This window comes from Acetoanaerobium noterae (assembly GCF_900168025.1).
GTDB lineage: Bacteria > Bacillota > Clostridia > Peptostreptococcales > Filifactoraceae > Acetoanaerobium > Acetoanaerobium noterae.
In genome coordinates this window covers 373,851-397,361 of record NZ_FUYN01000003.1, presented here as the reverse complement: position 1 = coordinate 397,361, position 23,511 = coordinate 373,851, and the positions used below count along the sequence as shown (strand labels likewise).

The following is a 23,511-nucleotide window of genomic DNA, read 5'->3' as shown; positions in this document are numbered from 1 at the left end:
TTTTTTATATGATATTTTCTATAGATGTAATTTTTTTACATCCGTAGATTATATAGAGCTAAACAAAGGTTAGCACTAAAAACTAAGGAGGGAAAAAAATGAAGAAAAAATTAATCGCGTTAACACTAACTGCATTAATGGGATTCTCTGTTCTTGCAGGTTGTGGCGGAAATCAAGCTGCTGAAGGCGGCGACGAGGCTGCAGGTGAGTCTACTGAACCAAAGATTGTTAGACATAACTTAGGGGCAGATCCTCAAACTATCGACCCAGCACTAAACACTGCGGTTGATGGAGCAATATTCCTAGTTAACGTTTTCGAAGGTCTTTGCAGAACTGACGAAAATGAAAAAGCAATCCCTGGTATGGCTGAGAGCTGGGAAGTTTCAGAAGATGGACTTACTTACACATTTAAGTTAAGAGATGCAAAATGGTCTGATGGCGAGCCAGTAAAAGCTCAAGATTTCGAGTTTGCTTGGAAAAGAGCACTTGACCCAACTACAGCTGCTGAGTATGCATACCAAATGTATTACTTAAAAGGTGGAGAAGCGTTTAACAGTGGCGAAGCTACAATAGATGAGGTTGGAGTTAAAGCTATTGATGACAAGACTTTAGAAGTTGTTTTAGAGTCACCTACTCCATACTTCTTAGAGCTTACAGCATTCCCAACATATTTCCCAGTTAGAAAAGACATAGTTGAAGCTGATCCAGAAGGATGGGCTCTAAACATGGAAACTTACATCAGTAATGGACCTTTCAAAGCTGTTGAGTGGAGCCATAATGACGTATTAAAAGTTGTTAAAAATGAAAATTATTATGATGCTGATAGCATTCAATTAGATGGTATAGATTTCTACATGATAGTTGAAGAATCAACTGGAATGTCTGCATATGAGTCTGGTGAGATTGATTACCTAGAGCATATTCCTACAGATCAAATTCCTACTCTTCAAGAATCTCATGAAGATTTCGAAATTCAGCCTTACCTAGGAACTTACTTCTATGTATTTAATACTACTAAAGAGCCAGTTAACGATCCTAAGGTTCGTAAAGCTTTAACTCTTGCAATAGATAGACAAGCTATCGTTGACGTAGTAACAAAAGGTGGACAAAAACCTGCATCTGGATTCGTACCATCAGGTATGACTCTAAGCGATGGTAGTGACTTTAGAGAAAAAGGCGGAGACTTTGGTATCCCTGCAACTGCTAACGTAGAAGAGGCTAAGAAACTTCTTGCTGAAGCTGGATATCCAGATGGACAAGGCTTCCCAACTATCGAAGTTATGTACAACACTCTTGAAGCTCATAAAGCAATAGCTGAAGCTATCCAAGAAATGTGGAAACAAAACCTAGGAATCAATGTAGAACTTAGAAACGAAGAGTGGAAAGTATTCCAAGAGACAAGAACTCAAGGAGACTTCATTATAGCTAGACATGGTTGGATTGGTGACTATGTTGACCCTATGACATTCCTAGATATGTGGTTATCAAACTCAGGAAACAACGATGCTGACTGGTTCAACGATGAGTATGACAAGTTAATCGCTGATTCTAAAAAAGCTGAAGGAGCAGATAGAGACGCTCTTATGCTACAAGCAGAAAAGCTAATGATGGATGCAAACATCACTATGCCTATCTACTACTACACAAAACCAACACTACTAAAATCTTATGTTAAAGGTGTTCACTTCTCACCTCTAGGATTTGTGTTCTATCACAACGCTACAATCGAAAAATAATTAAAAATTTTTTATAAATAAAGAAGCGGCCTAGGTCGCTTCTTTATTTTGTTGCTTTAAATACTGGACTTCTTAATTAAAAACACAACGAAAGATAAATGGTGTATAATTAATTTGGCGTAAAATAATTAGCACTATTAAATTTATTTAGTTTCAAGTAATTTTTAGATTACTATATTAAATTAAAAGCTTTTTAATCACTTATAGTAGGAGTAATTGAATGAATATTTTAGATGAAGGAAAGCTCTCTATAGAGCAACTTAAAGAATTGGTTTTTGAATATACTAAAAATTTTAGAGAAGAAGTACTCACTCATCCGTATATAGGGCAGGATTGTGCTGTAATTGATTCAAAGGGAAGTATGATATCTATATCCTCAGATCCTATTACAGCCGCTAAAGAGGATATAGGAAGGCTAGCTGTGGATATAAATTTAAATGATATAGCGGCTTCAGGAGCTTCTCCGTTTGCCATTACTGTAACTATCTTATGCCCACTAGGAACGACTGATGAAGATATAAAACTAGTCATGAAGGATATATATGAAAGTGCAAGAGCTAAAGACGTTCAAATTATAGGAGGGCATACAGAAGTGACCTCAGCAGTAAATAAAATGATAATTTCTGTCACAGCGCTTGGGCTGTTGTCAAAAGCTCATTTTGAAAATGTACCAGTATTTCAAGCTGGAGATTATATATATGTTACAAAGGACATAGCAATGGAAGGAACTCATATAATAGCTTTAGAAAAATCCTCAGAGCTATCACAGCTTCTAAGTGAAGAAGATAATAAAACGCTTGAAGATTACTCTAGAAATCTAAGTGTTGTTGAGGACTCGAAGCTAGCTAGAGACTATGAATGCATAATGCATGATATAACAGAGGGTGGAGTCTTAGGGGCTGTATGGGAAACCTGTGAAATGATAGGGTTTGGAGCAAAGCTTGATTATAGCTCGATGCCACTATCTGAAACTTCAAAGAAAATCTGCCACTTTTATAATATAAATCCTCTTAGACTTATTTCCAGCGGAAGCATGCTTATTGTTGCTAAGGCTCATTCTTCAAAGGCCATAGAACAAGCATTTGCTTTATCGAATATAAGGCTTTCAAAAATAGGAGAGCTTTCAAAGGATGAAGCTGTAGTGATTTTTGAAGATGGAATTTATTCAAGTGTTTTGCCTCCAAAGTCAGATGAACTTTACAAGGTAGTATAAAAAGTATTAAGAATAAATTACAATACCTCAGTAGAGTTGAATTTTTAAACTATAACGTGATATGCTAAATATATTAAAAAATATTTAGCATATTTTAGCTTTTGGCTGCTTTGGTTTGAAGTAGGAGGATATTAAGATGAAAAAAGGTTTCAAACAATACATAGCTTTAACATTAGCCCTAGGGCTTTTGATACCATCTGTTTCTTTTGGAGCTCCCAAAATTGAATACGGAAAGTTCATAGTGGGAGGCAAGACTCAAAAAATTGCTCTTGCAAACGTAAGTGTAGATTCTGCTCCACTTACAGTATCTAGTGGAGAAGTTCCACCTCTTGTTATAGATTCTAGAACTTTAGTTCCTGTAAAGCTAGTTACAGAAAAATTAGGAGCTCAAATTTCTTGGAATGCAAAAACAGAAGAGGTGACTATAAAAAAATCAGATAAAACTATAGTTTTAAAAATAAACAGCTCTACTGCTAAAGTAAATGGCAAATCCAAGACACTTCCTGATAAGGTTTCGCCTATAATAGTAAATAGTAGGACTATGGTTCCGCTTAAATTTATAGCTGATGAATTTTCGCTTACCGTAAATTATAATGCGGCAAACAACAGCACTAACTTGATTTCAAAATCAGGAGAGCATGTTAATGACGCATTATTTCCGGCTGACACTGTAGTAAATACGGATGATATACTTGGAAGCTTAGATTTGTCTGGAGTTACTGTTGTTCAAAATAATTCCAATAATAATTCAGTTGATTCAAATAACAATTCGAATCAATTGCCTATAGTAGATGTGGATAATATTATAAGTACACCACAAGGCAGCAATAATCAAGTAAACACTAGCACTTCGTTAGCCAAGCAGGTTTCCTATAACCTAGTCCAGCAAAATATGGACAATGAAATATTTAGTATAACTGGGACTAGTGGGCTTAGTAGCTCTAGCTTTTTCCTATCTGATCCAGAAAGACTAGTTATAGATATTCAAGGTGCAGCTATAAATTCTAGCTTAGATGCCAATAAATTTTATTCAAATAGTGCTTTTATTAAAGAGATGAACTCATATTATCATGCTTCAGAAAATAAGCTTAGAATAACCTTAAAATTAAAAGACGATACTAAAAGAGAAGAAGTTCAAATTAAGCAGAATCCTGCTTCAGTTGATGTGACTTATAAATCTCAAAAGCCAAAGAATTCCAATATGACGTATAGCGCAGATAGAATTAATTCGAAATTTGAGCTTAGACTTCTTTCGTCTTACAATGCTCCATCAGTTAATTTTGATATGTTTTCAAATGTAGTTGAGCTTACTATTCCATCTAGCGTTTCAAATCTTCAGCCAGAGATTAGAAATGTAGATGATAGAAATATATCCTCTATAGAAGTAATAAATCAAGGGCAAGATACTAAGATTAAGTTTAAGCTTAAGGAAAGAGTAAATTATGCTCTTACTGAGAATGGAATAAATTCTAAAATAGGTATAAAATTTACAAAGCAAAATAGAACTAAGCCTCTTATAGTTGTAGATGCTGGCCATGGGGCAAAGGATCCGGGAGCAGTTTCAGGAGGCTCTACAGAAAAAGAACTCAACCTTATTATTTCTCAGAAGCTTTCTGCTAGACTAAAGCAAGAAGGATATGAGATAATTACAACTAGAGACACTGATGTTTTTATAGAATTAGTAGATAGAGCAGCCGCAGCAAACAACAGCGATGCAGACTTATTTATAAGCATACACCATAATGCAGCTGGAAGCAGTGCCGCAAATGGAATAGAAACGCTTTACTATCCATCAGATGACAACAAAGCCTTGGCACAGATTTTCCATAGCGAGATGCTAAAGTCATCTGGAGCAAATGATAGAAAGATAATTCCAAGAGCAAACCTAGTAGTACTTAATAGAACTAAAATGCCTGCAGCTCTTTTGGAGCTAGGATATATGACAAACTCATCAGAGCTTGCAAATTTAAAAGACGATGCTTACCAAAATGCTATGGTTGAAGGTATAGTCAAAGCAGTAAATAGATATTTCAAAGGCTATTAGCCACAAAGGAGAAATAAATGTCAAAAGAAAGCAATATGCTAAGAGAAATAAAAATAACTAAGAACTTTACAAAATACGCTGAAGGTTCAGTACTTATTGAGTTTGGAGACACAGTAGTGCTTTGTAATGCATCTATAGAGGAAAAAGTACCTCCCTTTCTTAAAAATACAGGTACAGGCTGGATAAGTGCAGAATATTCCATGCTTCCTAGATCGACTCACCAAAGAAAAATCAGAGATTCAGCTAGAGGTAAAATAGATGGTAGAACTCATGAAATCCAAAGATTAATAGGAAGAGCTCTTAGATCTGTTGTAGATATGAAGGTACTAGGAGAAAGAACTATTTGGATTGACTGTGATGTGCTTCAAGCCGATGGAGGAACTAGAACAGCTTCCATTACTGGAGCTTTTGTAGCACTTTGCGATGCTATGGCAAAGCTTTATGAAAAAGAAGCAATAAAAAGCTTCCCTATAAATGCTTTTGTAAGTGCAGTCAGTGTAGGGATAGTAAAAGGCAAGCCAGTGCTTGATTTATGTTATGAAGAAGATTCAAGCGCTGAAGTAGATATGAATGTAGTTATGACAGATAAAGGTGAATTCATTGAAGTTCAAGGAACAGGAGAACAGCATCCTTTTTCAAAGAATCAGCTTATGCAGCTTTTAGATTTAGCACAGCAAGGCAATGAACAGCTTATGAAAATTCAAAGAAGAGCGATTGGAGAGCCTATATCTTCACTAATTTCTCCAAGACCAAAGCAAGAAATGGTAATTGCTTCATCTAACAGCCACAAGATTGAAGAAATAGGCAGCATACTTGCTGATTTTGGAATTGAGCTGTTGTCTTTAAAGGATGTTGGGCTAGAAGGCTTAGAAATAGAAGAAACAGGCTCTACCTTCGAGGAAAATGCAATTATAAAGGCAAAGGAAGTAATGAAGCTCACTGGAAAAGCTGCAATAGCTGACGATTCTGGTCTTATGGTGGATGTACTAGGTGGAAGACCGGGGGTTTACTCTGCTAGATTTTCTGGCGAAGGAGCAACAGATGAGAAAAACAATGAAAAGCTGTTAGGGCTTTTAAAAGGTTATGATTTAGACAGTAGAACAGCTAAGTTCGTATCTGCAATTGCAGTTGTATATCCAGATTCTAGGCAGTACATAGCAAAAGGAATCTGCAAGGGACTTATAGGCTTTGAAGGCAAAGGAGATATGGGCTTCGGCTACGACCCTTTATTTACTCCTGATGGTTTAGATAAAACTTTTGCAGAGCTAACAAAAGAAGAAAAAAATAAAATAAGCCACAGAGCGAAATCTCTTGATGAAATGAAAAAGATATTAAATGAAATCTTATAGAATATATGATATAATATTTAAGTTGAAATTAAGAGAGAAAGCTATCAATAAATTAGGAGGAATAGAATGAGCAGTGAAATTTTAAAAAAAGAAAATAGCGTTGTTACGCTGAAGCTCACTATAGATGCACAGAGCTTTGATAAGGCATGTAAAGATGCTTACAATAAAAACAAAACTAAATTCAACGTTCAAGGATTTAGAAAAGGTAAAGCTCCAATGAGCATAGTTGAGAAATTCTATGGAGAAGGAGTATTCTTTGAGGATGCTGTAAATACACTTTTCCCAGACGCTTTTGAAGCAGCTGTAAAAGAGCATGATTTAGATACAGTAGCTAGACCTGAAATCGATGTAGAAGAAATCGGTAAAGGAAAGAACCTAGTTATCATAGCTGATGTAGCTGTTAAACCTGAAATCACTCTTGGAGAGTATAAAAACTTAACTGTAGAAAAACCTGATTCAGAAGTTTCTGATGAAGAAGTTGAAAAAGAAATCGAAGCAATGAGAGAGCAAAATGCTAGATTTGTTACTGTTGAAGATAGAGAAGTTAAAGAAAAAGACATGCTGTTAATCGACTTCAATGGAAAAGTTGATGGAGTGGAGTTTGAAGGCGGACAAGCTGAAAACTACTCAATAATAGTAGGTTCAAATACATTTATTCCTGGCTTTGAAGAGCAATTAGTAGGAATGAAGCTAAATGAAGAAAAAGATTTAAGCGTTAAATTCCCAGAGGAATATCATGCTGAAAATCTTGCTGGCAAAGATGCTGTATTTACTGTAAAAGTAAATGAAATAAAAGAAAAAGAGCTTCCAGAGCTAGATGATGAGTTTGCTAAGGATGTAAGCGAATTCGATACTTTAGAAGATTTAAAAGCTGATGCAAAAGCAAAGCTTCAAAAAACTAAAGATGAATATGCTGATAGAGAATTAGAAAATAAATTAGTTAAGATGGCTGCTGAGAATGCTACTGTTGAAATTCCAGAGGCTATGATTGACTCTCAAGTTGAGAATATGGTTTACGATTTTGAATATCAATTAAAATATCAAGGCCTTGATTTAGAGAACTACCTAAAGTTCACTAACATGAGCATTGAAGGATTAAAGGAGCAAATGCGTCCTGATGCAAAATCAAGAGTACTAAACAGCTTAGTAATAGAGGCTATATCTAAATCAGAAAACATCGAGTCAACTGAAGAAGATTTAGAACAAGAACTGGCTAAAATGGCTGAAAGCTACAAAATGGAAGTAGATAAATTAAAATCTACATTAAGACCATCTGATATGGATTATATCAAAGATACTGTTGTTGCTAGAAAAACAGTTGAATTCATAAAAGGAAACGCAAACCTACAGTAGCCATTTTGGCTACTGTAATTTTTTTAAGTAGACTTTAAGTTTTAGTTTTTAGTTTTATTTGTCCTTATTAGGGTATAATAGTTCCTAGGAAATGTAAAAACAATCTTGTAGTTTATGACTATAACATATACAATAAAAGGAGGATTTAAAGTGGCATACGTACCAATAGTAATCGAACAAACAGGAAGAGGAGAAAGAAGTTACGATATATATTCTAGATTATTAAAAGATAGGATAATATTTTTAGGAGATCAGGTTAATGATCATACAGCATCGTTAATCGTTGCTCAGTTGCTTCATTTAGAATCAGAAGATCCAGATAAGGATATCTTCCTTTATATCAATTCACCAGGAGGAAGCATAACAGCTGGGATGGCAATTTATGACACTATGCAGTACATCAAACCAGATGTAGCTACGATTTGCGTAGGTATGGCAGCTTCTATGGGGGCTTTCTTACTAACTGCAGGAGCTAAAGGCAAGAGATTTGCTCTTCCAAACAGTGAAATTATGATTCACCAGCCACTAGGTGGGACTCAAGGACAAGCAACAGATATAAAAATTCATGCAGAGAGAATTATCAGAATGAGAAATAAATTAAACGAAATTATGGCTGATAGAAGTGGACAACCTTTAGAGAAAATCGAAAGAGATACAGAAAGAGATTTCTTTATGTCTTCGACTGAGGCTAAAGAATATGGACTTATTGACGAGGTATTAGAGAAGAGACCTTAGTCAAAAATTTTAAAAGAGGTGTAGTTAATGTCGAGATTTGATGAAAAGAAGCAGCTTAGATGCTCCTTCTGTGGTAAGAGCCAAGAGCAGGTTAAAAGACTGATTGCTGGTCCGAATGTGTACATCTGTGACGAGTGTGTTGAGCTTTGCCAAGAAATAATTAAAGAAGAATTCGAGGAAATAATCGATACAGAAATCACAGGGTTACCGAAGCCAAAGGAAATAAAAGATTACTTGGATGAGTATGTAATAGGCCAAGATGATGCGAAGAAGACCTTAGCTGTTGCTGTTTATAATCACTATAAGCGTATATACGCTGTGGATGGCAAGGCAAAGGATATAGAGCTTCAAAAGAGTAATATTCTTATGCTTGGACCTACTGGTTCAGGAAAGACCCTTCTTGCTCAGACTCTTGCAAAGATGCTTAACGTTCCATTTGCTATGGCTGATGCTACAGCGCTTACAGAAGCAGGTTACGTAGGAGAGGACGTAGAAAATATCCTTCTAAAGCTGATTCAGGCTTCAGATTACGATATTTCAAAAGCAGAAAAAGGGATAATATATATAGATGAAATAGATAAAATAACAAGAAAATCTGAGAATCCATCAATAACTAGGGATGTTTCAGGTGAAGGGGTTCAGCAAGCCCTACTAAAAATAATTGAGGGAACTAAAGCAAATGTTCCGCCTCAAGGAGGAAGAAAGCATCCTCATCAGGAATTCCTTCAAATAGACACTACTAATATCTTGTTTATTGTCGGAGGGGCTTTTGATGGCATAGACAAAATAATTCAAAGACGTATGGGTGAAAAAGCTCTAGGCTTTGGAGCAAAAATCGTTTCTAAAAACGATATTGCTGTAGGTGAAATTTACAAGCAGGTTCAAACAGAAGACCTTCTTAGATTTGGACTTATTCCTGAGTTCATAGGAAGGGTTCCAGTTGTAGTATCGCTTGACCCATTAGATGAAAAAGCTCTTATCTCTATTTTAAAAGAGCCAAAGAATGCTCTTGTAAAGCAGTTTAAAAAGCTTTTTGAAATGGATAAGGTAATCCTAGACATTGAAGATGAAGCTCTTGTAGAGGTTGCTAAAAAGGCAATTGCTAAGAAAACTGGAGCGAGAGGACTTAGAAGCATTTTAGAAAAAGTTATGATGGATATCATGTATGAGGTTCCGTCTAGAGATGATATAGAAAAGGTAGTTATTACTAAGGAAAGTATCACAGACAATAAACAGCCTTATGTAATTCTTAAGTCTAATAAAAAGGATGATACCCCAGAAGAGACAGCTTAGAAATTAAAACTTAAAATAATTAATTAAGGGATGCAAGTGCATCCCTTAATTAATTATATAAATAAACCTAAAAAGCCAAAAAACATAAGTATCACAATAGGATGAAGCTTAGTGAAAAGCAGGAGCGTCAAAGATGCTGAAAATATAATAAACGATTTTAAATCGATTACGCTTTTTAGTAAAGTCGAATAGGCAGCTGATAAAATCAGTGCAGCAGTTATAGGCCTTAAAAAAGTAAAGATATGCTCTGAGATATCACTTGATTTATATTTTTCAATGAACCTAGTTACTATGCTCATGAATATAAATGGTCCGCATACTATGCCAAGAGTAGCTGAAACTGCTCCCCAAAACCCTAAATATCTAAAGCCTATGAAGGTGGCAGCATTTATGGCAATTGGACCAGGTGTAACCTGAGATATTGCAAGGATATCGAGAAATTCTGAATTAGTAAGCCATCCGTGATTTTCAATAATCATGGTTTCTATATATGGGAGCATAGCATAGCCTCCCCCGAAACTAACAGAACCAATCTGTAAGAAAGCTAAGAAGAGTGACAGTAATATTTGCATATACCTAAAAGCACCCCCCCTAAGATTATAAATAGCGGATTTACATCTAAAAAAGCTACAGCTAAAAACGTTATAGCAATAAGAGCAATTGATGAAGCTTTTTTGTTGCTTTTTTGAAAAATATTTATAAATGAAAATGCAAGTAGTGCAGGAACCACTGGTATTATACCTGAAAAAAATCCATCTAATATTTTGGAATTTCTAGTTTTAGAGTAAAACAAAGAAATAAATAAAATTATTATAAACGAAGGCAGAACAGTTCCAAGTAATGAAAGAATAGCTCCTATAAGGCCATGGATTCTATAGCCCATAAGTACAGATAAATTGACAGCAATAGGACCTGGAAAGCTTTGAGCTACAGAAATATAATCTACGAATTCTTCTGAAGAAAGTAGCTGTCCTTTTTTAACTAGCTCAGTTTCCATAATGGGAACCATGGCATAACCGCCACCAAAGGTAAAGAGACCAACCTTGAAAAATGTCAGAAAAAATTTAAACACAATAAAAACTCCTTTGTTGATTAATAATGCAAGATATCCTACTTTTATGATATCATTAGTATGAAAAATAAGTCTATGAAAATAAAGAAATTAATTATATATACGCTATATATTGATAGTTATATATTGAAAGGAGCATAGTTATGGCAAAAAATTATAAAATGAAAACAGTAGACATGCCAATTATTCCCTTAAGAGGAATATCTATATTCCCATACATGGTACTTCACTTTGATGTGGGAAGAGAAAAATCTATAATAGCTCTTGAAGAGGCTATGGTAAATGAACAGCTAGTATTTTTAACAACTCAAAAGGATCCAGAAATAGATATCCCAACTGAGGATGATTTTTATAACATAGGAACTGTTTGTAAAATCAAGCAAATGCTAAAGCTTCCTGGAAACACCATAAGAGTATTGGTAGAGGGTATATCAAGAGCGAAAATAAAAGAGCTCTATCAGATTGAACCATATTTTAGAGCAAAAATCCAAGAAGCTATTTATTCTGAGGAGCTTAGAGAAGAAAAAGATATAGATGCAACTATGAGACTGGTGCTAGATACTTTTGAAGAGTATGTAAATATAGGAAATAAAGTGTCTGGAGAGGTATTAATAACCTTGGCTGACATAGATGAGCCTAGCAGATTTGCTGATACTGTAGCTGCAAATATCATATTAAAGCCAGCTCAAAAGCAAAATATTTTAGAGATTTTTGATCCAAAGCTTAGACTAGAAGAAATCTATAGAATACTGCTTGAAGAAATTGAAGTATTAGAAATTGAGAAAACTATAAATATAAGAGTGAAAAAGCAAGTTAATAAAATTCAAAAGGAATACTACCTTCGAGAACAGCTTAAAGCTATTCAAAGAGAATTAGGTGAAGACGAAGAGGTTTCTGATGAGCTAGATGAATACAAAGAAAAGTTGAAAAAGCTCAAGGTATCAAAGGAAATAAAAGAAAAGATAGAAAAGGAAATAGCAAGACTATCAAGAATGTCGCCATCATCAGCAGAAGGTGGAGTAATAAGGTCATATCTTGATAATTTCTTTGCCCTTCCATGGGATAAGGAAAGCAAGGATAAGCTTGATATCAAGCTTGCTGAAAGCATACTTGACGAAGACCACTTTGGTCTTGAAAAAGTAAAAGAAAGAATCATAGAATATCTAGCAGTAAGACAGCTGTCAAAATCTATGAAAGGACCTATCCTATGCTTAGTAGGGCCTCCTGGAGTAGGAAAGACCTCTATAGCAAAATCCGTTGCTAGATCTCTTAACAGAAAGTTCGTTAGAGTTTCTCTTGGTGGGGTTAGAGACGAAGCAGAAATAAGAGGACATAGACGAACTTACGTAGGGGCAATACCTGGACGTATCATAAATGCTATAAAAGAAGTAAAGGTTAAAAATCCAGTATTTTTATTTGATGAAATAGATAAAATGGCATCTGATTTTAGAGGAGATCCTGCATCTGCGATGCTAGAGGTTCTAGATCCAGAGCAAAACAAAGATTTTACTGATCACTATATGGAGATACCTTTTGATCTTTCAAAAGTGCTTTTTATAACCACGGCAAATTCTTTATCAACAGTGCCTAGACCGCTTCTAGACAGGATGGAAGTAATAGAAATCTCAGGCTATACAGAAGAAGAGAAGCTAAAGATTGCAAGGATTTACTTGCTTCCGAAACAGCTAAAAGAGCACGGACTCTCTGAGGACTTTTTAAAGCTATCTGATGAGAACCTAAAGCTAGTAATTTCAAAATACACCAGAGAGTCTGGCGTAAGAAATTTAGAGAGAAAAATTGGGCAGCTTTGCAGAAAAGCGGCAAAGAGCAAGGTAGAAAATCCAAAGCTTGAATCAGTGACAATCACTAAGCAAAATATGGAAAAATATCTTGGAAAGCCTATATTTAGATACCAAACTGTATCAGAAAAACCTGAAATAGGAAGCGTGACTGGTCTAGCATGGACACCTGTAGGAGGAGATACCCTTACTATAGAGGTGACTACAATGCAAGGCTCAGGAAAGCTGGAATTAACAGGTCAGCTAGGAAATGTAATGAAGGAATCTGCTAAAGCTGGTATGAGCTATGTTAGGTCAATAGCAGATAGATATGGAATAGAGCCAGAGTTTTACAAGGAAAAGGATATACATGTTCATATTCCAGAGGGAGCCATTCCAAAAGACGGGCCATCTGCTGGGGTTACCATGGCTACAGCTCTTTTGTCAGCACTTAGTAAGATTCCTGTAAGTGGTGAGCTTGCTATGACTGGAGAGGTGACTCTAAGAGGAAAAGTGCTGCCTGTTGGAGGAATAAAAGAGAAAGTACTTGCAGCTCATAGAGCTGGGATAAAAAAAGTACTGCTTCCACAGGATAACAAAAGAGATATAGATGATATACCTCAAAATATAAGAAAGCAACTAGAATTCGTTCTAGTTTCAAATATGGATGAGGTTTTAGAGCATGCGCTTATAATGGATAAAAGCGAAAAAAAACAGCAAGTAAAAAAGGATGAAAAATAATGAAATTAAAATCAATTGAACTAGTAATAAGTGCAATGTCTAAAACTCAGTACCCTCATGATGGACTGCCAGAGGTTGCTTTTGTAGGAAGATCCAATGTAGGAAAGTCTTCTGCAATTAACACTCTTCTAAATAGAAGAAGCTTAGCAAGAGTAAGTCAAAATCCTGGGAAAACAAGAACTATTAATTTTTACAAAATCAATGAAGAATTCTACTTTGTTGATTTGCCAGGCTATGGGTATGCAAAAACTGCTAAAACAGAACGTCAACACTGGGGAACAGTAATGCAGGAGTATTTTGAAAACAGTCAGGATTTGAGACATATTTTCCTGCTGCTTGATATTAGACATGAGCCAAAGGAAGATGATATTTTGATGTACAAATATGCAGTGCATTACAATATCCCAGTAACAATTATTGCAACAAAATCAGATAAGATATCAAGAGGTGCATTTCAAAAAACTTTTTCTATGATGAGAAAAAAGCTGGATTATCATGGAGAGAAGATACTTCCTATATCTTCGCTTAAAAAAACAGGAAAAGATGAAATTTGGAACCATATTGTCAATATTTTTGAGCAAGATGGATATAATATAACTGTAGAATAGATATTATACGAAAAGACTCTACCTGGGGTAGAGTCTTTTCTGAAAAAAGGAGCTAGCTTATTTATGATTTATCTTATCCAAGGGACAAATATTCTAGTTTTATTAGGTATGCTTATTGTTCCATTTATTCTAGGATATTTTTTTATAAAAAAGATTAGAGAAAAAAATGAAGAAAGTGAAACCCTAGAAGTTAGAATGGCTTTGCTTGAGAATAGAGTAAAGGAACTAGAAGAATATATAGAAGATTCTAGATGGGAGTAATGAGTTATGGCCTTGAAATCTGTTAGATGTTTTTTGATTATGACTATGATACTAGGGATCCTAATAGGAATTCAGATAAAAAGTCCTTATCAAATCAGCTCTGATGGTTCGTTTATAATGAGAGACACTATAACTAAAATAAACAAAGAAAGAATTGAAAGCTATGCTCTTATGAAGCAAAAGAAAGCCTATGAGAGAGAAATTGAGAAGTTGGAAGACAAAGCATCGGATGAAAATGAAGCTTTAATGGAATACAAAGATAAGGCGGACTACTTAAAAAATCTTATGGCATATACAAGTGTAGAAGGCCCAGGAATTAGAATAATAATCGATACCCACGATGACAGAAATCTGGCGTACCTTATGGAAGAAAGAAAGCTATTTATTATTTTAGTCAATGAGCTAAAAAGCGAAGGTTGTGAAGCTATAAGTATAAACGGGCAGAGAATAAATTCTATGTCTGAAATAACTCTAGCAGGTAATCATATTAACATCAACGCTGTAGCAATAGCTCCGCCATATGAGGTAAATGCAATTGGAAACAGCGCGAAGCTACTAAATTATGTAAACACCAAAAGCCCTATAATAGATATCATGAGAAATGGTTATAATCTATCGATTAATTTTAAAGTTGAAAATAGTTTGATACTCCCAAAGCTGGACTATATTAAAAGCCCAGAGTATATAAAAGAAGTCTTGTAAAGCAACTTTAGGAGGGTTTGAATTGAAAGAAATAAATGTGCTTATTTTGACAGTAACAGCTGGATATGGACATATAAGTGTTTCAAATGCCCTAAAAGATTATCTTGAGAAACGGGAAATAGATTCTAAAGAAATTAATGTAGAGATTTTTGATATTTTAGGAGATGTAAATCCTTTGATTAATAAGGTTTTTACTGAGTATTACCTAAAAGCGATTAAGTATATACCAAATGTCTACTCGTTCTTATATAAAAAGGAAGCAGAAAAAGCTTTAGAAAATCCTAGAAAATTTAAAAGAAGCTCTAAAAAGTTAAAGCAAAAGATACAAGAAGAGGAAATCACAGTTACAGATATTTTTAATAAAGTAATAATCAAGAAAAAGCTTATGTCTATATTAAAAAAGCAAAAGCCTAACTTTATAATTTGTACTCATCCATTTATAGGTGAATTACTTGAGCTTACAGAAATATACGAGTATGTAAAATCAGAAGAAGGATTAAATGCATGTATACTAACTGTAGTAACTGATTACGTAGTTCATCCATCGTGGCTTAATGATGCAAGTGATTTTTTTATTTTTGCATCAGATAGACTTAAGTACTTTCTGAATGAAGTAAAACCTGAGCTACTTGAAAAAGATGAAAATGACAATGTAAAAGCGAAGTTTTTTGGTATTCCGATTAAAGATTCATTTAATAACACATATGACAAAATAGAATTAAGAAAAAACCATGTGTTTCTTAAAGAAAACTATGATTTTTTAGCATATGACTATGCCCTAGGAGATAAATTCACATATTTAATTATGGGTGGAGGATACGGAATAGGAAATATAAAGGACTATGTAAAGCTTCTTATTGAGCATGAAAATAATAGCTCAATTAATCTTCATAGTTCTTCTAGACACAATGAGCTGTCAAACATTTTAGTCGTTTGTGGAAATAATCAGGAGCTTTATGATGAAATACTGAATTTAAAGAAAGAAAAAGACTATAATAACCAAATCATGGTGCTCGGGTTTGTTAAAAACATAGATGAAATAATGAAAATGAGTGATGTTATTATAACAAAGCCAGGTGGAATTAGCATAACAGAGGCTATGGCATGTAGGCTTCCTATTGTGATAAGAGAATACTTACCAGGGCAAGAAGAAAGAAATACTGAGTTTCTTTTAAACAATAATTTAGGAATATATACAGCTGAAGATAGTAGCTTTTTAGCATATCTTTCTCAGCTAAAACACGATGAAGATTATAGAAATCAAATAATTGATAATCAGAAAAAGATATATAAAGTTAATGAACCTTCTGATGTGAATAAAATTAAAAATAGTGGTGTTGATAATAATCCAAATTTAAATAAAGATAGTTCTTTATATAGGATATATAATCTTATGAGTGAGGAATGTTTTAAAAGGAGAGATAATGAATTATATAAGTATTGAAAAACCAAGTCCGTATGACAATGTGATATCGTTTGATATATTTAAGTATAGCGATGAAGTTACTTTAGAGACTCAGCTTTTTTCTCTAGATATAATTAAAATAAATCCCTTAGAGCAATTTAAAGAAAAAATTAAACCTAGCTATAAAGTTCTGGTTTATGATGTACATGTAGAAAAGCAGGATATAGATTTTAATGAAATAGCTAAAATAGTAAATCAAGAATGTTTCGAGATAGAAAGCATGGATATATTTATCTCAATAACTATATAGGAGAAAAAAATGATACTTATTTCCAATTTAAAAATTGGCATAGAAGATAATATGCAAGATTTGACATTTAAAATCAGAAAAAAATTAAAGCTTAAAGACCAGAGAATGCAATATAAAATAGTAAGAGAATCCATAGATGCAAGAAAAAAAGGAAAAATAGATTTCGTTTATCAGGTGCTAGTTGAAGTAGATGATCCAGATAAGATTTTAAAATCAATTAAAGATCCAAATGTAAAAGAATATAAAAAACCTGAACCTACTCCCTTAAAAAAAGGACATTTGAAAAAAAATGGAAGAGTTTTAGTTGTAGGAAGTGGTCCAGCAGGACTATTTGCAGCATATACTCTTGCTGAAAATGGTTATAAGCCCATACTTATTGAAAGAGGAAAGTGTATAGAAGAACGTTCTGACGATGTAGAAAAATTTTGGAGAGATGGTATATTAGATCCAAAATCTAATGTTCAGTTCGGAGAAGGTGGAGCTGGAACGTTTTCTGATGGAAAGCTCACAACTAGGATAAAAGACAATAGAGTTTCAGATGTCTTGGAAATCTTTCATAGCTGTGGCGCGCCTGAAGAAATACTTTATGCTCATAAGCCACATATAGGAACCGATGTCCTTAGGAATGTAGTTATAAATATGAGAAAGCGCATCATAGAAATGGGAGCAGAAGTAAGGTTTGAAGCCATGCTTGAAAAAATAGAAGAAAAAGATGGTCATATAAGTGGAGCCTGGATAAACTCTGAATATATAGAGGTATCTGCACTAATTTTAGCAATAGGGCATAGTGCTAGAGAAACCTACAAAATGTTAGATGATTTTGGTGTAAAAATTATTGCAAAGCCATTTGCTGTTGGGTTTAGAGTAGAGCATCCTCAGCAGATGGTAAATAGAGCTCAGTATAAAGAGTTTTATAATCATCCTCGTTTAGGTGCTGCGGATTATCAGCTTACTTATAAGTCGGATAAGTATGAGCGCTCAGCATATACTTTTTGTATGTGCCCAGGAGGGCTTGTTATTGGTTCGTCATCAGACAAAGATGAGCTAGTTGTCAATGGAATGAGCTATCACGCTAGAAATTTGGAAAATGCAAATAGTGCGTTACTAGTAAGCGTATCACCAAAAGACTTCAAAGCTGGAGCTCTATCTGGGATTGAATTTCAAAAGAAATTTGAAAAAATGGCTTTCGAGCTTGGTGGAGGAAAATATAGAGCACCAGTTCAAAGAGTGGAGGATTTCCTAAAGGGTGAAAAAACAAAAGCTATAGGAAGAGTCAGACCTTCGTATAATCCAGGATTTACAATGGCAGATTTATCGAAGGTTTATGATAAAGACCTTACAAATACTCTTAAAGATGCAATATTAGATATGGATAAAAAGCTAAAGGGCTTTGCTCATCCAGATGCAATATTGACTGGGGTAGAAACTAGGTCCTCATCTCCAGTCAGAGTAGTAAGAGATGAACTCACATTTGAATCTGAATCCATAAAAGGACTCTACCCTTCAGGAGAAGGAGCAGGCTATGCTGGAGGGATAGTATCATCAGCTGTAGATGGGATAAAATCAGCCCAGGCACTTATAGCGAAGTACCAGCCTCAAGTGTAGATTTTATCACAATATAAAACTTAACATAAAATCAATAATCTTAACATTTTTAACATAGACTTAACATTTAATACTCTACTATTTGGTATACTTTGATTCGTAAATAATTAAGGGTGTTCCCAAACATTAGGAGGAGATCATGTATATTGGTATAGTATTAGGGTTACTAGCAGGTCTAGGTTTATTCTTATACGGAATGAACTTGATGGGAAATGGCTTACAAAAAGCAGCTGGAGACAGACTAAAAAAGATAATAGAGCTTCTTACGAGCAATAGATTTATTGCAGTTTTAGTAGGTATATTTGTAACAGGAGTAATCCAAAGCTCAAGCGCAACTACCGTTATGGTTGTAGGCTTCGTAAATGCAGGAATAATGCAGCTTAACCAAGCTATAGGTGTAATTATGGGTGCAAACGTAGGTACTACTGTAACAGCACAGCTAGTATCCTTCGACTTAGAAGCGATTGCTCCAGTAGCTGTTGGTATTGGTGTAATTATACATATGGTTACTAAAAGCGAAAAGCTAAAAAGCTACGCTGAAATTTTAATTGGATTTGGTATACTTTTTGTAGGTATGACATATATGAAAGATGCTATGTCTCCGCTTCGCGAAGTCCAAGCATTTAAAGACATGCTAGTAAATTTTGGGCATAATCCTATATTAGGAATATTAATGGGATTTACTTTAACTTTATTAGTTCAAAGCTCAAGTGCATCTATAGGTATACTTTTAGCTTTAGCATCTCAGGGAATGCTACCTCTAGAAGCAGCACTTCCTATACTTTATGGAGATAATATAGGAACCTGTACTACAGCCTTAATATCTAGTATAGGGGCTAGTAAAAATGCTCAAAGAGCGGCTGTTATGCATCTTACTTTTAACATTATAGGTACTTTGATTTTTGCATTAATATTAAACAGACCTATTATGATGGTTGTAACTTCAATTGACCCTACTAACATAGCTAGACAAATTGCAAATGCTCATACATTATTTAACATAACTAACGTGATTATTCAGTTCCCATTTGCTGGATTAATTGTTAAAATAGCAGAGAGAGTTATTCCAGAAAAACCAGAGGAGCTTGAACTTAAAACAACTAGCTTCATTGACCTACGTATGCTTAACACTCCATCTATAGCATTAAAAAATACTATAAAAGAGTGTCTTCATATGGGAAATAAAGCTAAATACTCTTTAGAAAATTCTATGATAGCTCTTATTGATAAGGATAGAGATGCTGCTTTTAGAACCTTTGACACTGAAAAAGAAATTAATCAGTTAGAAAGAGATATTCTAGAATACTTGATTCAGCTTTCTAATGCAGCGATTTCAGGTGAAGATAGAGCAATAGTAGATGAGCTCTTTAACACTATTAACGATATTGAAAGAGTTGGAGACCATGCCGATAATATAGCTGAACTATCTATGTATTTTATTGAAAAGGATTTGACCTTCTCAGAAGAATCAATTAAAGATATAAACACTATGTATGAAAAAGTAATGAAGACTTATGAAATGTCTCTTCAATCAATGAGAGAAGGAAGCTCAGAGCTTGCACTTAAGGTAGTTAAAATGGAAGAACAAGTAGATATAATTGAGCGTTCTTGCAGAAGTGCTCATATATATAGACTTAATAATAGTATGTGCAATCCTGAGGCCGGTATAATATTCTTAGACTTATTAAGCAATCTTGAGAGAATATCAGATCATGCTTCGAATATAGCCAAAGCGGTTATAGATGCAAAAGGAAGTATTTCTGCATAAAGCTTGATGAAGATTCCATATCAAGATGCTTAGGAAGGATGTGTAATGATGAATAACTTAAAATTAGACGTCACTAAATGTCAGCAATTTGTGGCAAAACATGAATTAGAATATCTTAAGCCCTTAGCTAAGCTAGCAAATGATATGGTCAATAATAAAGCTGGTGCAGGAAATGAATTTATGGGATGGGTGGATCTTCCTTTAAATTACGATAAAGAAGAATTTGATAGAATACTAAAATGTGCAAAAAAAATTCAAGTGGATTCAGATGTATTAGTTGTTGTGGGTATAGGAGGGTCATATTTAGGAGCGAGAGCTGTAATAGATGCTCTTAGTCACAATTTTAAAAATGACCTTTCGAAATCACAAAGAAGATATCCTAAGATTTTGTATGCAGGCAACTCAATTTCATCTACCTATATGGCAGATTTGCTAGAGGTACTAGAGGATGTTGATTTTTCTGTAAATGTAATTTCGAAATCTGGAACAACAACTGAACCAGCAATTGCTTTTAGGATTTTGAAGGATGCCCTTGTTTCTAAATATGGAGAGCATGAAGCTAAAAAAAGAATTTATGCAACAACAGATAAATCTAAAGGAGCTCTTAGGACTTTAGCTTCTCAGGAGGGCTATGAAACCTTTGTTATTCCAGATGATGTTGGTGGAAGATTCTCAGTGCTTACTGCAGTAGGGTTATTGCCAATTTGTGTTTCTGGTATAGATATAACCATGCTTATGAAAGGTGCTCATGACGCTCGAGAGCTTTATTTAAGAGATGATTTAGAAACCAATTCTCCACTTATATATGCTATGTATAGAAATGTACTACTAAGAAAAGGCAAGGATTTAGAGTTATTAGTAAATTATGAGCCTCAGCTTCAATATATTTCAGAATGGTTCAAGCAACTATTTGGAGAAAGTGAAGGCAAGGATAAAAAAGGGATTTTCCCAGCTTCTGTGAACTTTTCTACGGACTTGCATTCTATGGGACAGTATATCCAAGATGGGAAAAGAAATATATTTGAAACTATAATAAAAATCGACTTGCCTAAAAAAGATATTGTTATAAAAGCAGAATCTGAAGATTTAGATGGACTAAATTATTTGGCTGGCAAAACAGTTGATTACGTTAATGATAAAGCTTTTTTAGGTACTACTCTTGCTCATACTGATGGAGAAGTACCTAATCTAGTAATCCATCTACCAGAATTAAATGCATATCATTTGGGAGAGCTGATTTACTTTTTCGAGAAAGCGTGTGCGATTAGTGGATATATCTTAGGTGTTAATCCCTTTGATCAGCCTGGAGTAGAAGCCTATAAGAAAAATATGTTTGCTCTTCTTGGAAAAACAGGCTATGAAGAGGAAAAAGCTATCTTGGAAAAAAGGCTAGAATTGGATGAAAACTAATGAACAGAACTAAAAAGCTAGTTTATTTATCGCTGATGATTTCTCAAAGCCTTGTGCTATATATCATAGAGTCGTTTTTACCTCCTTTATCATTTATTGCTCCTGGAGCAAAATTAGGTCTTGCAAATATCATAACCTTAAGTGTGCTATATATTTCTGGGGTGAGAGATGCTTTTGTAGTGTTGGCAATGAGAATATTGATTTCATCTTTTTTTTCAGGAGGAGTATCCTCTTTCATATATAGTATTTCTGGAGGGATGCTCAGCCTACTCGCTATGTCAGCTACTAAAAAGCTTTCTCGCTTTGACATAAGCATAGTAGGGGTAAGTGTATCGGGGGCACTGTTTTACAACATAGGGCAGCTTCTTGCAGCTGCAGCTATAATCAGAAATATAAAGATTCTTATGTATCTGCCTGTACTTGCATATGTATCTGTTGGAACAGGAATATTTGTCGGAATAGTATCAAAATTTTTAGTTGAAAGATCTGGGTTTAAAAAATATATTACTAAAGCTCCTTAAGGCGGATGCCTAAATGAGCTTTTTTTATTAATTAAAATCATTTGTATATATGCACAATTATGGTAGAATTAATCTAAAGATTCTAAATATTTGGGGCTAAATAGAATCTTTGTAATTTACCTAGTATAAATAATCATAGAGGGTCTAAGGAGTGGCAAAATGAGTAAAAACAGAATAAAAATTGCTATATTGCTTTCTGTAATAATCGTCATTGGATTTGTGTCATATATATATACTCAAAATAATCAATCTATAAAAGAGCAAGTAGTTATCAATTATTATTCACAACCAGATATCAATGGTGTGGTGTCAGAAATTATAAGTAATTTTGAAAAGCTACATCCAGATATAAAAGTTAATCTAGTTGAGCTCCCACCTAATACAGACGATAAGCTTATTACTATAAAGAAAGCTTTCCAATCAGGTGAAATGCAAGTAGATGTTTTTGATTCTGATATAGTTTGGCCACCGATTTTTGCAGCCTCAGGCTGGGCTGAGCCATTGGATGAGCATGTGAGTAAAGAGGAGCTAGAAAAATTTCTTCCTGAATCAGTAAACGCTAATCTTTATATGGGACAGCTGTGGGGATTGCCATATAGAATAGATGCAGGAATGCTTTACTATAGAAAGGATTTACTTGAAAAGTATAATAAAAATGTCCCTATGACTTGGGATGAGCTAGTAGAAACTTCTATTTATATCATGGAAAGAGAAGATAATATAAAAGGCTTTGGAGCTTCCTGGGATGAATTTGAAGGACTTACTGCGAATGCACTGGAATATATTTGGAGCTTCGGAGGAAGCATATTTTCAGATACTCACTCTCAGCAAGTAAATATTAACACTAAGGAATCTATTGATGCATTATCCTTTATGGTGGATATGATACATAAGCACAAGATTACTTCTAATGAAATAACTGTATATAGCAGTGGAGACGTAAGAGAGAGCTTTTTTAATGGAGATATTATTTTTATGAGAGATTGGTCTAGTGGATGGGAGCTTTCTCAAGATCCCCAGAATTCTGAGGTAGTAGGTAAAGTCGGGATATCTGAGCTTCCTCTTGGTGATATGAAGGGAAACAACTATACTACGCTTGGAGGATGGCAGGTAATGGTGTCGTCATTTTCCAATAAAAAGGAAGCAGCTATAGAGTTTGCAAAATACAGAACCTCAGAAGAAGCTCAAAAAGTTGGGGCTTTGAAAATGAGTCATCTTCCTTCTATTAAGAAGCTATATAATGACTCAGAAATAAATGAAAGTATGCCATTTTTGAAATATATGTATCCGTCTTTTGAAAAAGCATATTTAAGACCTGTGTCACCTTATTATGCTGAGATATCAAAGACAATTCAAAATTCAGTGCATAGAGCTTTATTAAATGAATTAACACCAACTCAAGCTATTGAATTAATTGAAATGAATTTAAAGAATATAACTCAGACTAAACAGGTTGTTGCAAATTAATTTTGAAAGAAAAGTTGCAGATGAAAATTATTTGACTATACAAGAACCTTAATTTTTAAAGCGAAAATGAAATTATAATGAATAATGCCTTCAAAAAAAGAGACTATATGTCTCTTTTTTTATATAAAAAATGAATTTTT

20 protein-coding genes are annotated in these 23,511 nt (G+C 34.3%); 18 read left to right on the top strand and 2 right to left on the bottom strand.

Features of this window, described 5'->3' with window-relative positions; translation table 11 throughout:
* Positions 1-98 precede the first annotated feature (98 nt).
* The 7 genes from B5X47_RS08035 (at position 99) to clpX (ending at position 9,723) form a co-directional block, all read left to right on the top strand.
* The gene (locus tag B5X47_RS08035; protein WP_079589635.1) at positions 99-1,736 is read left to right on the top strand and encodes a peptide ABC transporter substrate-binding protein; all 1,638 of its coding nucleotides are present in this window, start codon (positions 99-101) and stop codon (positions 1,734-1,736) included.
* A gap of 220 nt (positions 1,737-1,956) precedes the next feature.
* Complete coding sequence (locus tag B5X47_RS08030) at positions 1,957-2,949, top strand: AIR synthase family protein (RefSeq protein ID WP_079589634.1); 993 nt, start codon at positions 1,957-1,959, stop codon at positions 2,947-2,949.
* A 136-nt stretch (positions 2,950-3,085) separates the two neighbouring features.
* Complete coding sequence (locus B5X47_RS08025; protein ID WP_079589633.1) at positions 3,086-4,993, top strand: N-acetylmuramoyl-L-alanine amidase; 1,908 nt, start codon at positions 3,086-3,088, stop codon at positions 4,991-4,993.
* A gap of 17 nt (positions 4,994-5,010) precedes the next feature.
* Entirely contained in the window at positions 5,011-6,342 is a 1,332-nt protein-coding gene (gene rph, locus B5X47_RS08020; RefSeq protein WP_079589632.1) for a ribonuclease PH, read from the top strand.
* Positions 6,343-6,408: 66 nt separating this feature from the next.
* On the top strand, positions 6,409-7,695 hold the full coding sequence (gene tig / locus B5X47_RS08015; protein ID WP_079589631.1) for a trigger factor: 1,287 nt from the start codon (positions 6,409-6,411) through the stop codon (positions 7,693-7,695).
* Positions 7,696-7,845: 150 nt separating this feature from the next.
* The gene (gene clpP / locus B5X47_RS08010; RefSeq protein WP_013360809.1) at positions 7,846-8,430 is read left to right on the top strand and encodes an ATP-dependent Clp endopeptidase proteolytic subunit ClpP; all 585 of its coding nucleotides are present in this window, start codon (positions 7,846-7,848) and stop codon (positions 8,428-8,430) included.
* A gap of 27 nt (positions 8,431-8,457) precedes the next feature.
* Positions 8,458-9,723: an ATP-dependent Clp protease ATP-binding subunit ClpX gene (gene clpX, locus B5X47_RS08005; protein WP_013360810.1), complete on the top strand. Its 1,266-nt coding sequence runs from the start codon at positions 8,458-8,460 to the stop codon at positions 9,721-9,723.
* Between the two features lie 53 nt (positions 9,724-9,776).
* Here the strand turns inward: clpX and B5X47_RS08000 are convergent, their stop codons facing one another.
* Entirely contained in the window at positions 9,777-10,223 is a 447-nt protein-coding gene (locus B5X47_RS08000) for a chromate transporter (RefSeq protein ID WP_242951026.1), read from the bottom strand.
* 44 nt (positions 10,224-10,267) lie between these two features.
* Positions 10,268-10,795, bottom strand: coding sequence for a chromate transporter (locus B5X47_RS07995; protein ID WP_079589629.1), 528 nt, complete (start codon positions 10,793-10,795; stop codon positions 10,268-10,270).
* A 143-nt stretch (positions 10,796-10,938) separates the two neighbouring features.
* Here B5X47_RS07995 and lon point away from each other — a divergent pair, with 143 nt between their 5' ends.
* The 11 genes from lon (at position 10,939) to B5X47_RS07940 (ending at position 23,371) form a co-directional block, all read left to right on the top strand.
* The gene (gene lon, locus B5X47_RS07990) at positions 10,939-13,314 is read left to right on the top strand and encodes an endopeptidase La (protein ID WP_079589628.1); all 2,376 of its coding nucleotides are present in this window, start codon (positions 10,939-10,941) and stop codon (positions 13,312-13,314) included.
* On the top strand, positions 13,314-13,922 hold the full coding sequence (gene yihA / locus B5X47_RS07985; RefSeq protein WP_079589627.1) for a ribosome biogenesis GTP-binding protein YihA/YsxC: 609 nt from the start codon (positions 13,314-13,316) through the stop codon (positions 13,920-13,922). Before lon ends, yihA begins: the two co-directional genes overlap by 1 nt.
* Before the next feature lie 63 nt (positions 13,923-13,985).
* Positions 13,986-14,183: a hypothetical protein gene (locus B5X47_RS07980; RefSeq protein WP_079589626.1), complete on the top strand. Its 198-nt coding sequence runs from the start codon at positions 13,986-13,988 to the stop codon at positions 14,181-14,183.
* A gap of 6 nt (positions 14,184-14,189) precedes the next feature.
* On the top strand, positions 14,190-14,885 hold the full coding sequence (locus B5X47_RS07975; protein WP_079589625.1) for a DUF881 domain-containing protein: 696 nt from the start codon (positions 14,190-14,192) through the stop codon (positions 14,883-14,885).
* Between the two features lie 22 nt (positions 14,886-14,907).
* Positions 14,908-16,329 carry an MGDG synthase family glycosyltransferase gene (locus B5X47_RS07970; protein WP_079589624.1) on the top strand — a complete coding sequence of 474 codons (1,422 nt, stop codon included), beginning with the start codon at positions 14,908-14,910 and terminating at the stop codon, positions 16,327-16,329.
* A complete protein-coding gene (locus B5X47_RS07965; RefSeq protein WP_079589623.1) occupies positions 16,310-16,600 on the top strand; it encodes a hypothetical protein in 291 nt (96 codons plus the stop codon). Before B5X47_RS07970 ends, B5X47_RS07965 begins: the two co-directional genes overlap by 20 nt.
* 9 nt (positions 16,601-16,609) lie before the next feature.
* Complete coding sequence (locus B5X47_RS07960; RefSeq protein WP_079589622.1) at positions 16,610-18,205, top strand: NAD(P)/FAD-dependent oxidoreductase; 1,596 nt, start codon at positions 16,610-16,612, stop codon at positions 18,203-18,205.
* Between the two features lie 139 nt (positions 18,206-18,344).
* The gene (locus B5X47_RS07955; protein WP_079589621.1) at positions 18,345-19,973 is read left to right on the top strand and encodes a Na/Pi cotransporter family protein; all 1,629 of its coding nucleotides are present in this window, start codon (positions 18,345-18,347) and stop codon (positions 19,971-19,973) included.
* Positions 19,974-20,021: 48 nt separating this feature from the next.
* Complete coding sequence (locus tag B5X47_RS07950; protein ID WP_079589734.1) at positions 20,022-21,383, top strand: glucose-6-phosphate isomerase; 1,362 nt, start codon at positions 20,022-20,024, stop codon at positions 21,381-21,383.
* Positions 21,383-21,904 carry a Gx transporter family protein gene (locus tag B5X47_RS07945; protein ID WP_079589620.1) on the top strand — a complete coding sequence of 174 codons (522 nt, stop codon included), beginning with the start codon at positions 21,383-21,385 and terminating at the stop codon, positions 21,902-21,904. Before B5X47_RS07950 ends, B5X47_RS07945 begins: the two co-directional genes overlap by 1 nt.
* 159 nt (positions 21,905-22,063) lie before the next feature.
* Positions 22,064-23,371: an ABC transporter substrate-binding protein gene (locus B5X47_RS07940; RefSeq protein ID WP_079589619.1), complete on the top strand. Its 1,308-nt coding sequence runs from the start codon at positions 22,064-22,066 to the stop codon at positions 23,369-23,371.
* The last annotated feature ends 140 nt before the right edge of the window (positions 23,372-23,511 follow it).

Coding starts and splice junctions, on each gene's coding strand:
- B5X47_RS08030 (WP_079589634.1), top strand. CDS start 1,957: ATGAATATTTTAGATGAAGGAAAGCTCTCTATAGAGCAACTTAAAGAA.
- lon (WP_079589628.1), top strand. CDS start 10,939: ATGGCAAAAAATTATAAAATGAAAACAGTAGACATGCCAATTATTCCC.
- B5X47_RS08000 (WP_242951026.1), bottom strand. CDS start 10,223: ATGCTCCCATATATAGAAACCATGATTATTGAAAATCACGGATGGCTT.
- B5X47_RS08025 (WP_079589633.1), top strand. CDS start 3,086: ATGAAAAAAGGTTTCAAACAATACATAGCTTTAACATTAGCCCTAGGG.
- B5X47_RS07940 (WP_079589619.1), top strand. CDS start 22,064: ATGAGTAAAAACAGAATAAAAATTGCTATATTGCTTTCTGTAATAATC.
- tig (WP_079589631.1), top strand. CDS start 6,409: ATGAGCAGTGAAATTTTAAAAAAAGAAAATAGCGTTGTTACGCTGAAG.
- B5X47_RS07975 (WP_079589625.1), top strand. CDS start 14,190: ATGGCCTTGAAATCTGTTAGATGTTTTTTGATTATGACTATGATACTA.
- B5X47_RS08035 (WP_079589635.1), top strand. CDS start 99: ATGAAGAAAAAATTAATCGCGTTAACACTAACTGCATTAATGGGATTC.
- B5X47_RS07960 (WP_079589622.1), top strand. CDS start 16,610: ATGATACTTATTTCCAATTTAAAAATTGGCATAGAAGATAATATGCAA.
- yihA (WP_079589627.1), top strand. CDS start 13,314: ATGAAATTAAAATCAATTGAACTAGTAATAAGTGCAATGTCTAAAACT.
- B5X47_RS07950 (WP_079589734.1), top strand. CDS start 20,022: ATGAATAACTTAAAATTAGACGTCACTAAATGTCAGCAATTTGTGGCA.
- rph (WP_079589632.1), top strand. CDS start 5,011: ATGTCAAAAGAAAGCAATATGCTAAGAGAAATAAAAATAACTAAGAAC.
- B5X47_RS07955 (WP_079589621.1), top strand. CDS start 18,345: ATGTATATTGGTATAGTATTAGGGTTACTAGCAGGTCTAGGTTTATTC.
- B5X47_RS07945 (WP_079589620.1), top strand. CDS start 21,383: ATGAACAGAACTAAAAAGCTAGTTTATTTATCGCTGATGATTTCTCAA.
- B5X47_RS07965 (WP_079589623.1), top strand. CDS start 16,310: ATGAATTATATAAGTATTGAAAAACCAAGTCCGTATGACAATGTGATA.
- B5X47_RS07980 (WP_079589626.1), top strand. CDS start 13,986: ATGATTTATCTTATCCAAGGGACAAATATTCTAGTTTTATTAGGTATG.
- clpX (WP_013360810.1), top strand. CDS start 8,458: ATGTCGAGATTTGATGAAAAGAAGCAGCTTAGATGCTCCTTCTGTGGT.